General features: G+C 44.3%; 14 protein-coding genes and 1 tRNA gene. All 15 read right to left on the reverse strand.

The window, feature by feature from the left end; all coding sequences use genetic code 11:
* The coding region (gene tuf, locus IT392_07520) for an elongation factor Tu (protein ID MCC6544334.1) at window positions 1-127 on the reverse strand (127 nt) is incomplete at its 3' end.
* A gap of 178 nt (window positions 128-305) precedes the next feature.
* Window positions 306-2,384, reverse strand: a complete 2,079-nt coding sequence (gene fusA, locus IT392_07525) for an elongation factor G (protein ID MCC6544335.1) — start codon at window positions 2,382-2,384, stop codon at window positions 306-308.
* Between the two features lie 25 nt (window positions 2,385-2,409).
* The gene (gene rpsG, locus IT392_07530) at window positions 2,410-2,883 is read right to left on the reverse strand and encodes a 30S ribosomal protein S7 (protein MCC6544336.1); all 474 of its coding nucleotides are present in this window, start codon (window positions 2,881-2,883) and stop codon (window positions 2,410-2,412) included.
* A 20-nt stretch (window positions 2,884-2,903) separates the two neighbouring features.
* The gene (locus tag IT392_07535; GenBank protein ID MCC6544337.1) at window positions 2,904-3,275 is read right to left on the reverse strand and encodes a 30S ribosomal protein S12; all 372 of its coding nucleotides are present in this window, start codon (window positions 3,273-3,275) and stop codon (window positions 2,904-2,906) included.
* Between the two features lie 95 nt (window positions 3,276-3,370).
* A complete protein-coding gene (gene rpoC, locus IT392_07540; GenBank protein ID MCC6544338.1) occupies window positions 3,371-7,477 on the reverse strand; it encodes a DNA-directed RNA polymerase subunit beta' in 4,107 nt (1,368 codons plus the stop codon).
* A gap of 11 nt (window positions 7,478-7,488) precedes the next feature.
* Window positions 7,489-11,478, reverse strand: a complete 3,990-nt coding sequence (rpoB, locus tag IT392_07545; protein MCC6544339.1) for a DNA-directed RNA polymerase subunit beta — start codon at window positions 11,476-11,478, stop codon at window positions 7,489-7,491.
* 124 nt (window positions 11,479-11,602) lie between these two features.
* Window positions 11,603-11,995, reverse strand: coding sequence for a 50S ribosomal protein L7/L12 (gene rplL / locus IT392_07550; protein ID MCC6544340.1), 393 nt, complete (start codon window positions 11,993-11,995; stop codon window positions 11,603-11,605).
* Window positions 11,996-12,012: 17 nt separating this feature from the next.
* Window positions 12,013-12,543 (reverse strand): 50S ribosomal protein L10, encoded by a 531-nt coding sequence (locus IT392_07555; protein ID MCC6544341.1) that lies wholly within the window; start codon window positions 12,541-12,543, stop codon window positions 12,013-12,015.
* 303 nt (window positions 12,544-12,846) lie between these two features.
* The gene (locus IT392_07560; protein ID MCC6544342.1) at window positions 12,847-13,542 is read right to left on the reverse strand and encodes a 50S ribosomal protein L1; all 696 of its coding nucleotides are present in this window, start codon (window positions 13,540-13,542) and stop codon (window positions 12,847-12,849) included.
* A 48-nt stretch (window positions 13,543-13,590) separates the two neighbouring features.
* Entirely contained in the window at window positions 13,591-14,013 is a 423-nt protein-coding gene (rplK, locus tag IT392_07565) for a 50S ribosomal protein L11 (GenBank protein ID MCC6544343.1), read from the reverse strand.
* Window positions 14,014-14,033: 20 nt separating this feature from the next.
* Window positions 14,034-14,564 carry a transcription termination/antitermination factor NusG gene (gene nusG / locus IT392_07570; protein ID MCC6544344.1) on the reverse strand — a complete coding sequence of 177 codons (531 nt, stop codon included), beginning with the start codon at window positions 14,562-14,564 and terminating at the stop codon, window positions 14,034-14,036.
* Window positions 14,565-14,586: 22 nt separating this feature from the next.
* The gene (gene secE / locus IT392_07575; GenBank protein ID MCC6544345.1) at window positions 14,587-14,784 is read right to left on the reverse strand and encodes a preprotein translocase subunit SecE; all 198 of its coding nucleotides are present in this window, start codon (window positions 14,782-14,784) and stop codon (window positions 14,587-14,589) included.
* Between the two features lie 24 nt (window positions 14,785-14,808).
* Window positions 14,809-14,885: transfer RNA gene (locus IT392_07580), tRNA-Trp, on the reverse strand.
* Window positions 14,886-14,899: 14 nt separating this feature from the next.
* Complete coding sequence (rpmG, locus tag IT392_07585) at window positions 14,900-15,049, reverse strand: 50S ribosomal protein L33 (protein ID MCC6544346.1); 150 nt, start codon at window positions 15,047-15,049, stop codon at window positions 14,900-14,902.
* 36 nt (window positions 15,050-15,085) lie between these two features.
* Window positions 15,086-15,209: elongation factor Tu (gene tuf, locus IT392_07590; GenBank protein ID MCC6544347.1), on the reverse strand; the 124-nt coding region annotated here is incomplete at its 5' end.

Below are 15,209 nucleotides of genomic sequence, written 5' to 3' on the forward strand. Positions count from 1 at the left end.
CCGCCAGACCACGCTTATGCAATAACATCGTTATCGCAGCTGTCAATGTAGTCTTTCCATGATCTACATGTCCTATCGTCCCTACATTTATATGCGGCTTCTTCCTCTCAAACTTCGCCTTTGCCATCTCAGCTACCTCCTCTAAATTTAATCAATGTACGCAATTTAACAATGAGTTATAAGAAGCAATGAGGTTGAAAGCAATGAGTAAAAACAGTAAGAAACGCCAAAGTCTTACTTTATTTGCCCCTTACTCATTGCTCGGCACTCATTGCTCATTGCTTCTTATTACTCATTGCTTCTTATTACCCTTTAACCTTCGCTACTATCTGCTCGGAAACATTCCGGGGAGCCTCTTCATACCTTGCAAACTGCATGGTAAACGTTGCACGCCCCTGAGTCAAAGACCTAAGATCCGTAGCATAACCAAACATCTCTGACAAAGGCGCCTCAGCAGCTATAATCTGGGCTGCTGACCTCGGCCTGACACTTTGAATCCTTCCCCTTCTGGAATTTATATCTCCGATCACATCCCCCATATATTCTTCAGGAACCGTAACCTCAAGAGACATTATAGGTTCAAGAAGCACAGGTTTTGCCCTTTTCGCTCCATCCTTAAATGCCATGGAACCGGCAATCTTAAACGCCATCTCTGATGAATCCACATCATGATATGACCCGTCAAAAAGTGTCACCTTGACATCAACGACAGGATAACCAGCCAGGACACCAGAATCAAGGGCCTCCCTTATACCTTTCTCAACTGCAGGTATATATTCCCTTGGAACCGTTCCACCCACGATCTTATTTTCAAACACAAAGCCCTCACCTGACGCCTGAGGCTCAACTGTAATCCAGACATGACCGTACTGACCGCGTCCACCAGTCTGCCTTATATACTTGCCTTCACTCTCAACTTTGCCGCGAATAGTCTCTCTATATGCAACCTGAGGCTTACCCACATTTGCCTCAACCTTAAACTCCCTGAGCATCCTGTCAACAATAATCTCCAGATGGAGCTCACCCATACCGGATATAATAGTCTGACCGGTCTCTTCATCAGTCTTAACCCTGAAAGAAGGGTCTTCCTGTGCAAGCTTCTGAAGTGACACGCCCATCCTTTCCTGATCTGTTTTTGTCTTAGGCTCTATAGCAATGCCTATCACAGGCTCTGGAAATTCCATCCTCTCAAGTATTACCGCCTTGTCCTTATCACACAAAGTATCTCCAGTCGTGGTGCTCTTTAAACCGACCGCCGCCGCGATGTCACCGGAGTAGACGGTCTTAATTTCCTCTCTCTTGTTTGCATGCATCTTAAGAATACGCCCTATACGCTCTGTGGTATCCTTTGTAGAATTATACACATAAGAACCTGAATTCAAGACACCTGAGTATACCCTGAAGAATGTCAATTGCCCTACAAAAGGATCAGTCATAATCTTGAATGCGAGCGCTGAAAAAGGCTCGCTATCATCAGATCGCCTCTCAACCTCTTCGTTCGTCTTCGGATCAATCCCCTTTACAGGAGGCAAATCGAGAGGTGAAGGCAAATAATCCAGTACCGCATCCAACAGCAACTGCACACCCTTATTCTTAAACGAAGATCCGCAAAGGACCGGAGTTATCTTCATCTCAATAGTACCCTGGCGCATTGCACGCCTTATCTCATCAGGAGTAACTTCCTCCCCTGCAATATATTTTTCCATAACACCTTCATCGCAATCTGCCAGACGCTCAATCATCTTATCCCTGTATTCCTGCGCCAGACCGCGCAACTCCTCCGGAATTTCATCAATAACAAATTTTGCCCCAAGCGTCTCATCATCAAAATAGACTGCCTTCATGGAAATAAGATCAACTGGCCCCCTGAATGCATTCTCAGCACCAATCGGGATCTGTATAGGCACAGGATTAGCACCCAGCCTTTCTACCATTGAATTAACACTCTCCAGAAAGTCAGCACCCACTTTGTCCATCTTGTTAATAAAGGCAATCCTTGGCACTGAATATTTGTCTGCCTGCCTCCAGACCGTTTCAGATTGAGGCTCCACACCCTGCCCTGCATCAAAGATGGCAACTGCACCATCCAATACCCTCAACGATCTCTCCACCTCAATCGTAAAATCAACATGCCCTGGAGTATCAATAATATTAATGCGCATATCTTTCCAGAAGCAGGTTGTAGCCGCAGACGTAATAGTAATACCGCGTTCCTTTTCCTGCTCCATCCAGTCCATAGTAGCGGTACCGGAATCTACCTCGCCAATCTTATATGAAGCACCGGTATAAAAAAGAATACGCTCAGTCGACGTAGTCTTCCCGGCGTCAATATGAGCCATTATTCCTATATTCCTGGTTTTCTCTAACGAATACTGCCTTGACACTTAAACCTCCAAACCCGGATGACGCCTACCACCTGTAGTGCGCAAACGCCTTATTGGCCTCTGCCATTCTATGAGTATCTTCCTTTTTCTTTACCGCACCGCCGGTTCCATTTGCTGCATCCATAATCTCAGCAGCAAGCTTTTCACACATATTACGCCCCGACCTTGCCCTCGCATAAGAAACGATCCACCTGATCGCAAGCGCATTACGCCGCGGAGTCCTTATATCTACAGGAACCTGATAAGAAGCCCCGCCAACCCTTCGAGACTTAACCTCAACAACCGGCTTCACATTATCCATTGCCGCCCTGAATATCTTTACAGGGTCCACTGCAGCAGTTTTATCCTTAATCACATCGAGAGCGCCGTAGAATATCCCCTCAGCGACACTCTTCCTGCCCTGCTTCATGATAATACTTATAATCTTCGTCACCAGGACATCATTAAACTTTAAATCCGGCCTGGTCTCTCTTTGCTTAACCCATCCATGTCTCGGCATAATAAAACCTCTCCCGCTTTTTACTTAGGCGTCTTCGCCCCATACTTTGAACGGCCCCTTTTTCTCTTCTGCACGCCTGCAGAATCAAGGGTTCCCCTGACTATGTGATATCTTACACCCGGCAAATCCTTTACCCTTCCACCCCTGACAAGAACGATAGAATGTTCCTGAAGATTATGCCCTTCGCCTGGAATGTATGCAGTCACTTCCATGCCGTTTGTAAGTCTAACCCTCGCAACCTTTCTTAACGCTGAATTAGGTTTCTTGGGTGTTGATGTATAAACCCTGACACAAACCCCCCTTTTCTGGGGGCTTTGCTTCAGCGCAGGACTTTTTGTCTTGGCTTTGACCTGTGTCCTGCCCTTCCTGACTAATTGATTTATAGTCGGCACCATCTCTCCTTCTTGAATAAGCTAAACAATAATGTTTCCCACCAAAACTTTGCAATACTAATAGAAAACGATATATTTGTCAAGCGATATTTATGCTATTTTGCAGTCTCTGTTGGTTTATCAGACTCTTTTTTACTCACTGACATCAAATATGACTCTCTGTAGAATGGAAGCCCTGTGCCTGAAGGTATTAGTCTCCCTACGATTACATTTTCCTTGAGACCAAGAAGTTCATCAACCTTTCCGCTGACTGCTGCCTCAGTAAGAACCCTCGTTGTCTCCTGGAATGATGCGGCTGAGACAAAACTATCAGTCGTTAATGCCGCCTTGGTTATTCCCATAAGAACAGGCATCCCTATAGCCGGTTTTCCACCATTCTTAACGACCCTTTCATTTTCCTCTTCAAAAGCAAACTTGTCAACCTGGCTGCCGATGAGGAAATCGGTATCGCCTGTGTCCTCTATCTTGACCTTCTTAAGCATCTGCCTGACAATCACTTCGATATGTTTATCATTAATTGTAACGCCCTGCAGTCTGTATACCTGCTGTATCTCATTGACAAGATATTTCTGCAATTCTTTCGGTCCAAGGATACTCAAGATATCCTGAGGATTGGCGGAACCATCCATAAGAGGTTCACCAGCCATAACCCAATCACCCTCATGGACATTTATATGTTTACCTTTAGGTATAAAATATTCTTTCATATCACCTGATTCATTCTTTACTATAACCCTTCTCATACCTTTTACATAACCGCCAAATTCTATGACTCCGTCTATCTCGCTGATGACCGCCTGCTCCTTTGGCTTTCTGGTCTCAAAGAGCTCGGCAACTCTCGGAAGACCGCCGGTAATGTCTTTGGTCTTTGTAATTTCACGCGGTATTTTTGCCAGCACATCTCCAGGATGAACTACGTTACCTTTCTCGACGACGATATGTGCGCCTGTTGGCAGAAGATATCTTGCCACTGTGTTTGTCCCTGGAATCTTGACTGTCTTATTTGTATCATCTTTGATTGAGATCCTTGGCCTCAAAGATGTTCCCTGAAAATCAACAATAACCTTTCTTGAAAGACCCGTGATTTCATCCACGTCTTCCTTCATTGTAACTCCATCAACTATATCTCCGAATGCAACCTTACCGCCAACTTCAGTCAAAATAGGCATTGAGTGAGGGTCCCACTCCACAAGCTTCTGCCCGCCCTTTACCTGCTGATTATCTGATACTTTTAACCTCGCTCCATACACGACTGAATATTTTTCCTTCTCTCTTCCCTCTTCATCATAAATTATTATCTTCCCGTTCCTGTTCATAGCAACCGAGTCGCCTTCTTTATTCATGACTGTATTTATATTCGAATACTTTATTATTCCACCATGTTTAGCCTCGAGAATAGTCTGCTCCACCACCTTGCTTGCAGTACCACCGATATGGAACGTTCTCATTGTAAGCTGTGTACCGGGTTCGCCAATTGATTGCGCAGCAATGATTCCAACTGACTCTCCTATATCTACCAGGACGCCTCTTCCAAGATCCCTTCCATAACACTTGATGCATACACCTCTTTTAGTCTGGCATGTAAGCACTGAACGGATCAGGACTTTATCAATGCCTGCTTCAACTATAGCATCAACCCTTGCCTCATTTATCTCTTCACGCGCGGGAACAATCACGTCATTCGTAATAGGGTCTCTGATGTCATCAACAGGTATACGACCGAGAATCCTCTCCTCAATAGGCTCGATTATCTCACCACCCTCAACCAGCGGTGTAACGAATATGCCATCCTGACTCTGGCAGTCTATCTCAGTGATAATTACATCCTGTGCTACGTCCACCAGCCTTCTTGTCAGATAACCAGAGTTGGCTGTTTTCAGCGCTGTATCAGCCAATCCTTTTCTGGCGCCGTGTGTGGAGATAAAATACTGCAACACAGTCAGTCCTTCGCGGAAGTTTGCAGTGATTGGGGTCTCAATAATCTCACCTGACGGCTTTGCCATGAGACCTCTCATACCTCCGAGCTGTCTTATCTGCTGCGTACTTCCTCTGGCGCCGGAATCTGCCATCATAAAAATAGAGTTAAATGCACGCCTTTCAGCGCTGGTTCCACCTAACTCCCTCATCATTTCAGCCGTAACCATCTCTGTAACATGTGCCCATACATCTATTACCTTGTTGTATCTCTCGCCTTTTGTAATAAGTCCCTCTGAGTACTGCTGCTCAACCTCCAGGATTTCCTTGTTTGCCTCATCTATGATTGCAGCCTTTTTAGTAGGAATATGCATATCACCAATACAGATAGAAAGACCTGATTTTGTGGCATACTTAAAACCTATTTCTTTTATATTGTCCAGGAATGCGACAGTATCACGTGCCCCAGCATCTCTGTAACACCTGTCTATAAGCTTGGTGAGCTCTTTTTTATTCATAACCTTGTTTGCAAGTTCAAAAGGAAGTTTGGGCGGCAATATCTCACTAAGGAAGACCCTTCCCACAGTAGTATCAACCAGCTCACCATTGTGCCGCATCTTAATCTTCGCATGTTCATCAACTACACCTGCCTCATAAGCAATCCGTACCTCTACAGGTGAAGAAAAGAGTCTCCCCTCACCTTTAGCGCCGGACCGCTCTTTTGTCAGATAGTAACAGCCAAGTACAATATCCTGCGTCGGGATCAGGACGGGAGCTCCATGAGCAGGTGACAGGACATTGTTGATAGACAGCATTAACACCCTTGCCTCAATTTGCGCCTCTACCGAAAGCGGAACGTGAACCGCCATCTGATCACCGTCAAAATCCGCATTAAAGGCCATACATACCAGCGGATGCAGTCTTATTGCCTTCCCCTCTATAAGGATTGGATCAAATGCCTGTATACCAAGTCTGTGGAGAGTTGGGGCCCTGTTAAGAAGAACAGGATGCTCTTTAGTAACCTCTTCCAGTATGTCCCACACCTCAGGTCTTTCCTTTTCCACCATCTTTTTTGCACTCTTTATGGTAGTAGCATAACCCTTCTCTTCAAGCCTGTGAAATATAAATGGCTTGAATAATTCGAGGGCCATCTTCTTTGGAAGCCCGCATTGATGGAGTTTTAGTTCAGGACCAACCACGATAACCGATCTGCCCGAGTAATCTACCCTCTTACCAAGAAGGTTTTGCCTGAACCTTCCCTGTTTCCCCTTCAACATGTCACTAAGAGACTTCAACGGCCTTTTATTCGGACCCCTGATGACCCTGCCCCTGCGTCCATTATCAAAGAGGGCATCAACAGCCTCCTGAAGCATCCTCTTTTCATTGCGGATAATGACACCCGGAGCCTTTAATTCCATCAGTTTTTTCAACCTGTTATTCCTGTTAATAACCCTTCTGTATAAATCATTCAAGTCTGATGTTGCAAATCTGCCGCCATCGAGAGGGACCAGCGGCCTGAGTTCAGGTGGAATTACAGGAATCACACTCATAATCATCCACTCAGGTTTATTTCCCGACTTGCGGAATGAATCTATAATCTTAAGCCTCTTACTGAGTTTCTTCTTAACGGCAACACTGTTTGCTTCCTCAATCCTCGACTTGACTTCAATATAAAGCTGTTCCATATCTATCTTTACAAGGAGCTCCTTGATAGCCTCGGCGCCTGTACCTGCTTTAAATGCATTACCATGCTGTTGAAGCATCTTTCTGTACTCATCTTCTGACAGAACATCCTTCGCATTGAGATTGGCCGGGCCCGGATCTATTACAATATAGCTTTCAAAATAAAGGACCTTTTCCAATTGTCTCAGTGTCATATCAAGGACATTACCTATCCTGCTTGGAAGTCCTTTTAGAAACCAGATATGGGCAACCGGGGCTGCAAGTTCAATATGTCCCATTCTCTCACGTCTGACCTTGGACTGGATAACTTCGACACCGCATTTATCACAGACTATGCCGCGGTGCTTCATCCTTTTATATTTTCCACAATTACATTCCCAGTCTTTTGTAGGACCGAATATCTTGGCACAAAACAACCCGTCTCTCTCAGGTTTGAATGAACGATAATTGATGGTCTCAGGTTTCTTGACCTCGCCGTGAGACCACGTCCTTATCTTCTCCGATGACGCAATACGTATCCTTATTGCATCAAATGAGACCGCTTCCTTAGGCTTCTCAAACAGGCTATACAATTTTTCCCAATCCCTGTCCTCTGTAAATGCCATTTAGACCCCCTTTAATTTCCGTCCTTGGACTTAAGCAATTCCACATCCAGCCCAAGGCTCTGCAACTCTTTTATCAGCACGTTAAATGATTCAGGCAGTCCGGGCGTAAGAAAATTCTCGCCTTTTACAATTGCCTCATACATTTTTGAACGTCCCGGGACATCATCTGATTTGACAGTAAGAAATTCCTGAAGCGTTGCTGCGGCTCCATAGGCCTGCAGCGCCCAGACCTCCATCTCTCCAAGCCTCTGTCCTCCGAATTGCGCCTTCCCGCCGAGAGGCTGCTGAGTAACAAGTGAATAAGGACCAATAGACCGGGCATGTATCTTGTCATCTACCAGGTGGTGCAATTTCATCATGTACATATAACCAACCGTTACTTCCCTGTCAAAAGGCTCTCCCTTACGGCCGTCGTACAATGTCGCCTGACCGGTAACAGAGCGGCCGCCGTCCTTGAGCAGGTCTATTATCTCATTCTCAGACGCACCATCAAATACCGGTGTTGTTACATGAATACCAAGCGCCTTTGCTGCCCAGCCTAAATGTGTTTCCAGAATCTGTCCCACATTCATCCTGGATGGAACACCAAGAGGATTCAGAATCATCTCCACTGGCGTACCATCGGCAAGATAAGGCATATCTTCTTCCGGCATGATTACTGACACTACACCCTTATTACCATGCCGTCCCGCCATCTTGTCACCAACAGCAAGTTTTCTTTTAATTGCGATATAAACCTTGACCAGCTTTATCACACCGGGCGGCAGCTCATCACCCTTTCTAACCCTTCCTATCTTGTCCTCATAGAAGGCCTGCAGAAGCTCTGTCTGCTGCTGTGAATAATTGCAAATCTCCTCGAGCTTATCAATATCATCCTGATTATCCAGCACGATATCCATAAGATCCTCATCATTTATTTCCTTTAGTATATTTTCACTGAGCTCCCTGGACTTCGGCAGGAGAACCTTCTTCTTATCTGAAGCTGTTACGGCCTTACCAACCGTCTTGCCGATGAAAAACCTCCTCAGCCTTCTGTTGCGCTCATCCTCTATTATACGTATTTCTTCCTGCTGCTCCTTCTGGAGTTTTGAGACCTCATCATTTTCTATACTCTTTGAACGTTCATCCTTTTCAACACCTTTTCTTGAGAATATTTTGACATCAACGACAGTACCCTCAATGCCAGGCGGTACTGTCAGAGAAACATCCTTTACATCCCCGGCCTTTTCACCAAATATCGCCCTTAAGAGCTTTTCTTCCGGTGTCAGCTGTGTTTCACCCTTTGGCGCAACCTTGGCAACCAGTATATCCCCCGGAACTACTTCAGCCCCTATACGGACAATTCCGCTCTCATCCAGATTTCTTAATAATTCTTCGCTGACGTTAGGTATATCTCTGGTTATTTCTTCTTTTCCAAGTTTTGTGTCCCTTGACTCGATCTCAAACTCTTCAATATGTATTGATGTGTATCTGTCATCTTTCACAAGCCTTTCGCTGATTATAATAGCATCTTCAAAGTTATAACCTTCCCATGGCATAAAGGCCACAAGTATGTTCTGTCCCAAAGCAAGCTCTCCCTGACTGGTTGCCGGCCCATCTGCCAGCACCTCTCCCTTGGCAACCTTCTGGCCAGCTGAAACAATTGGTTTCTGATTAATGCAGGTATTCTGATTAGACCGTTTAAACTTGGTAAGATTATAAGTATCAAGACTGATCCCATCAGACAGATGCCTCTCTTTCTTTGACTTCTCATTTGTCTTTTCTTCCTCAGCCCTGACTACTATGCGGTTTGCATCAACATATTCAACAATTCCATGACGCTTTGAAAGGACTACCCGGCCTGAATCTCTTGCCACTATTTTCTCCATACCTGTACCAACCAGGGGCGCATCAGTGTGTATGAGAGGTACAGCCTGTCTCTGCATATTGGATCCCATTAATGCCCTGTTAGCATCATCATTCTCAAGGAACGGTATCAGCGATGTTGCAACACTTACTATCTGTTTAGGGGATACATCCATAAACTCGACCTTATCTGAAGGAACCGTAACAAAATCTCCTCCAAAACGTGCAGATACAGTTTCTGATAAAATGTTACCGGCATCATTTACAGGCGTATTGGCCTGAGCGATATAATATTTATCACCATCAATAGCTGAAAGATAGATTACGTCATCAGAAACCTTGCCGTTTAAAACCTTCCTGTACGGCGATTCAATAAATCCAAATTCATTGACCCGTGCATAGGTGGATAGTGACGTTATAAGACCGATATTAGGTCCCTCAGGAGTTTCAATAGGACATATGCGGCCATAATGAGTCGGATGGACATCCCGGACTTCAAATCCAGCCCTCTCTCTCGTCAGACCGCCGGGACCAAGAGCAGACAACCTCCTTTTATGTGTAATTTCGGACAAAGGATTCGTTTGATCCATAAACTGAGAAAGCTGACTGCTGCCGAAAAACTCCTTTACAGCGGCTATAACCGATTTGGCATTAATAAGGTCATGCGGAAGGGCGCTCTCAAGATCCAGTATATTCATGCGCTCCTTGATGCTCCTCTCCATACGCGAGAGGCCGATCCGGAACTGATTTTCCAGGAGTTCACCGACACATCTGACCCTCCTGTTTCCAAGATGATCTATATCATCAATCTCACCCTTGTTGGATTTAAGGTTAACAAGGTATCGTATCGTCTCTACTATGTCCTGAGGTGTAAGGGTTCTCTGGCTCAGAGGCACATCAATGCCAAGCTTCTTATTTAACTTGAGCCTCCCCACAGGGGCAAGATCATAACGCCTGGAATTGAAAAAAAGATTATCAAATATTATCTTTGCAGTTTCAGAAGTCGGACTCTCACCAGGACGCAGCCTCTTGTATATTTCAATTATAGCGCTCTCCTGCGACTCTATGGTTTCATGTGATAACGTATCCCTGATGATAGTAAAATTCTGAAAATTATCTATATAAAGAAGATTTATCTTTTCTATTCCTGATTGCAATATCTTTTCAACAAGGACATCAGTTAAAATTGTATTGCTTCCGACGATAACCTCGCCTGTAGATGAGTCAACTACATCATCAAATATTATCCGGCCCACCATGTCCTCAGCAGTCACCGGCACTTCTTTTATGCCCTGATTATCTAATTTCTTTAATATTCCATAGGTAATCCTGCTGCTCTTTTTAACAACAACCTCACCTGTCTGCTCACTTAAAATATCATATGGTATCCTGCTTCCATTAATAACTTTTGCATCAACCTTGCTGTAGAATTTACTATTACGGATAGCTATATCTTCAATTGGATAGTAAAGTTTCAATATATCATGCGTAGAATAACCAATAGCCTTCAACAATATAGTCACAGGGAACTTCCTGCGCCTGTCAATTCTTGCATGAAGGATATCCTTGGTGTCAAACTCGAAATCAAGCCATGAGCCCCTGTATGGAATTATTCTTGCTGAAAACAACACCTTTCCGCTTATATGAGTCCGTCCCTTATCATGCGTGAAGAAAGTTCCAGGGGAGCGCTGAAGCTGACTGACTACGACCCTTTCTGTTCCGTTAATTATAAAAGTACCGTTATCTGTCATAAGAGGCAGCTCACCAAGATAGACCCATTGTTCTCTGACCTCTTTTGTACTTCTGGCGCCGCTTTTTTCATCCTTTTCCAGGATCTCTAAATTAACCCTGATCTTTAAGGGCGCGGCAAATGTCATCCCCCTCTCAATACATTCCCATATCTCATATTTTGGCTCGCCAAGAGAATATTCAGTAAATCTTAATATTGCTGTCCCATTGAAATCTGAGATAGGAAAAACACTGTCGAACGCCGCCTGCAGTCCCATTTCCTCCTTGTGTTCATGAGCTACATCCTTCTGAAGAAACTTTTCAAATGATTTTTTCTGAATCTCCAATAGCTCAGGAATCTCAATTTTTGAAGGAAGTTTTGAAAAATCTTTTCTTTCTATACAACCTTTAATAATGGGATTACTCATATTTTTACTTACCCCCAGAAAAACTTAAAATAAAAGTGTTAAGTCATCAACAGGTTTAAGGAGTCAAGGGAGCGGGCAGGCAAAAACAGATATCGCCGCGGCCCTTGACCCTTTCACCCGTTATTTACTTTATTTCCACCTGCGCACCCTGCTCAACAAGTTTAGCCTTCATAGCCTCTGCGTCTTCCTTTGATACACCTTCCTTAACAGTCTTAGGGGCGCCATCAACGAGGTCCTTGGCCTCCTTGAGTCCCAGATTGGTCAACTCCCTTACAACCTTGATTACCTGGATCTTCTTGTCGCCTGCACTGCTTAATATCACATCAAAGCTGGTCTTTTCTTCAACTGCTGCTGCCCCACCACCACCTGCAGCAACACCTGCAACCGCAACCGGCATAGCAGCTGCAGCAGAAACACCATATCTCTCTTCAATCTTTTTTACAAACTCTGCCAGGTCCAAAACCTTCATATTATCTATAAATGTAAGGACATCTTCTATCGTTAAATTCTCTGCCATTTTCTTCTCCTTTATTATTAGTTTTCTTTAGACTGTTTCACTGCATTAATTACGTAGACAAACTGCCTTAAGACTCCGTGTAACGTGGACGCCAGTCCTGACATAGGCGCCATCATGCTGCCGAGCGCCTTGCTGAGCAAGACTTCCCTTGAAGGAAGATTCGCAACTTCTTTAATCATCGCCGGACTCAGCACAGCCCCTTCCAGCACACCCGCCTTTATCTTGAAAGCGGCGAGTTTGCCCGAATAATCGAGCAGGGTCTTCATCGGTGTGACGATATCACCATAACTCATGACCACACCTGTAGTACCCGTAAAGTAATCATTCAGACCCTGAACACCAGTGCCTTCTGCTGCACGAAGCGCAAGGGTATTTTTTACCACCTTATATTCCGCACTGCAGCCCCTCAGACGATTGCGAACATCTGACAGGTCTTTTACATTCAGACCTTTATAATCAGTAAGAATTACCGACGTTGCGCGACTGAATTTATCATTCAGATCTTTTATTAACTTTGCCTTATTTTTTTTACCGGATTGTACCGCCAAGATTTATCCCTCCTTTCTCTGTAGAATAATCTGCCGAGAAAGGATATTTGAACTCCCGTTTTTAAAGTCTCGGCAGGCTGAACCGATATGGTTCAATTAAGTCAGCAGACACCTGCTTTCTCAGACAAACAACACAAAATCAATTAACAAAAATCAAATACTAATGATACTGATGACCTTGCAATAGCCGTTATTTCCTTATAACCATCCCTTGCAGATATCAATCCCGGCTCCCGGCAGGATTAACTTATCATTATTTTTGATTTTTGATATTTAATTTTTGATATATTAATGCATTTAAACTTACTCAAACAGGTTACCTACTGCTACAGGATCTACCTTAATACCCGGCCCCATTGTAGAAGAAACAGTTATGCTCTTAAGATAACGTCCTTTACTTGTAGCCGGTTTACTTTTAACAATAGATTCCATAACAGAAATAGCATTTTCGAAGAGTTTCCTGCTGTCAAAGGAGACCTTTCCGACAGGGACGTGAATAATAGCAGTCTTGTCAACTCTGTATTCAACTTTACCTGACTTAATATCGCGAATAGCCTTGCCTACCTCGAAAGTCACAGTTCCAAGCTTGGGATTCGGCATCAAACCACGCGGCCCCAATATCTTACCGAGCTTACCGACCAGCGCCATAATATCCGGAGTAGCAACTGCAAAATCAAAATCAAGCCAGCCATTAGTTATTTTTTCAGCAAGGTCTTCCGCTCCAACAAAGTCTGCGCCTGCATCCCTCGCCTCCCTCTCCTTCTCACCCTTTGCGAAGGTCACCACTTTCACACTCTTCCCGGTTCCATGAGGAAGTACAACCGCCCCTCTAACCATCTGGTCAGAATGCCTCGGGTCCACACCAAGACGGACAGCCAGATCAACCGTTTCGTCAAACTTAGCCCATGCAATTTCCTTGGCCGCCTTGATTGCCTCTTCCAGGGTATACACCTTATTTCTTTCAACCTTCTCAAGACTTGCCTCATATTTCTTACCCATTTTCTAACTCCTTATATAATGACTATTACCCGGTAAACTGCCTACTCTTCAACTAATTTCTATTCCCATACTTCTGGCTGTCCCTGCAATTATATTGTATGCTGCATCTATGTCATGACAATTCAAATCAGACATCTTGCTTTTAGCTATTTCACGAACCTGTGCAGCAGTCAGTTTTCCTACCTTATCCTTATTAGGAGTACCTGACCCCTTGACAATTCCAGCTGCCTTCTTTAAGAGCTCAGACGCCGGAGGAGTCTTTAATATAAAATCAAATGACCTGTCAGAATATACATTTATCAGAACAGGAATTATGGTGCCTTCCTGACCCTGAGTTTTTGCATTAAATGCCTTGCAGAATTCCATAATATTGACACCATGCTGACCTAGCGCCGGTCCAACTGGTGGTGCAGGATTAGCCTTTCCTGCAGGAAGCTGCAGTTTAATGTTTCTTATAACTTCTTTTGCCATAAATCACCTTCCCCCTTCTATCATAATTTCTCAACCTGAAGAAAATCCAGTTCCACCGGTGTTGCACGGCCAAATATACTAACCAACACCTTTACCTTACCATGATCAAGGTCAACCTCGTCTACAGTACCATTAAATCCCAAAAATGGCTCAACAATAATCCTGACAGCGTCTCCTCTGCTGAATTGCACCCTGCTTCTCGGCGTTGAAACACTTGCATCCATCTGCTGGATAATGTGTTCAATCTCCTTCTCTGACAAAGGCGAAGGGGCGCCCCCGCCTCCGACAAACCCTGTCACCTTTGGGATATTTGTGACCAGGTTCCATGTCTCATCTGACATCTCCATCTCAATTAATATATAGCCCGGGAACACCTTTTTCGTAGCAACCCTCTTCTTGCCTTCCTTTAATTCTACAACATTCTCTGTAGGAATAAGTATCTGCCCAAACTTATCCTTTAACCCGAGGGTCTCAACCCTTTCATTAATACCGGCCCTGACCTTGTTTTCAAATCCTGAATAGGTATGTAATACAAACCACTCTTTTGTCATCACGTCCTCGCACTCCCCTGAATTATGGCAGAATCTTTGCTATTATCTCTGACAATGCAACATCAATTACCCATAAATACACAGTTGCTAATGATACGAGCACCAGCACAACAGCAGTCGTACCCAATGTCTCATCCTTAGTCGGAAAGGTCACCTTCTTTAATTCTATCCTGACTTCCTCTGCAAACACCTTGATACTTTCAATTATCTTAGCAAACATTTATTAATCCTTTATCCAAATAACTGGCAGGCCAGGAGGGATTCGAACCCCCATCACCCGGTTTTGGAGACCGGTGCTCTAGCCGTTGGAGCTACTGGCCTGTAAGCCAAAAAAGCTACTTGACTTCTTTATGTCCTGTATGTTTCCTGCAACAGGGACAATATTTTTTAATCTCTAATTTTTCCTGTGTATTGCGCTTATTTTTTGTTGTAGAATAATTGCGGTTCTTACAGTCTGTACATGCTAATGTAATTATATCCCTCATATTTTTATCCTCTATTAAAACTGCATAATGCTGACTTTACTCGATCACCTTGGTTACGACCCCTGCCCCTACAGTCTTTCCGCCCTCGCGAACGGCAAACCTCAAACCCTCAGTCATGGCTATAGGGGTTATCAAATCCCCTTCCACTGTTATATTATCC

The sequence above is a fragment of the Nitrospirota bacterium genome, assembly GCA_020846775.1.
Lineage (GTDB): Bacteria > Nitrospirota > 9FT-COMBO-42-15 > HDB-SIOI813 > HDB-SIOI813 > RBG-16-43-11.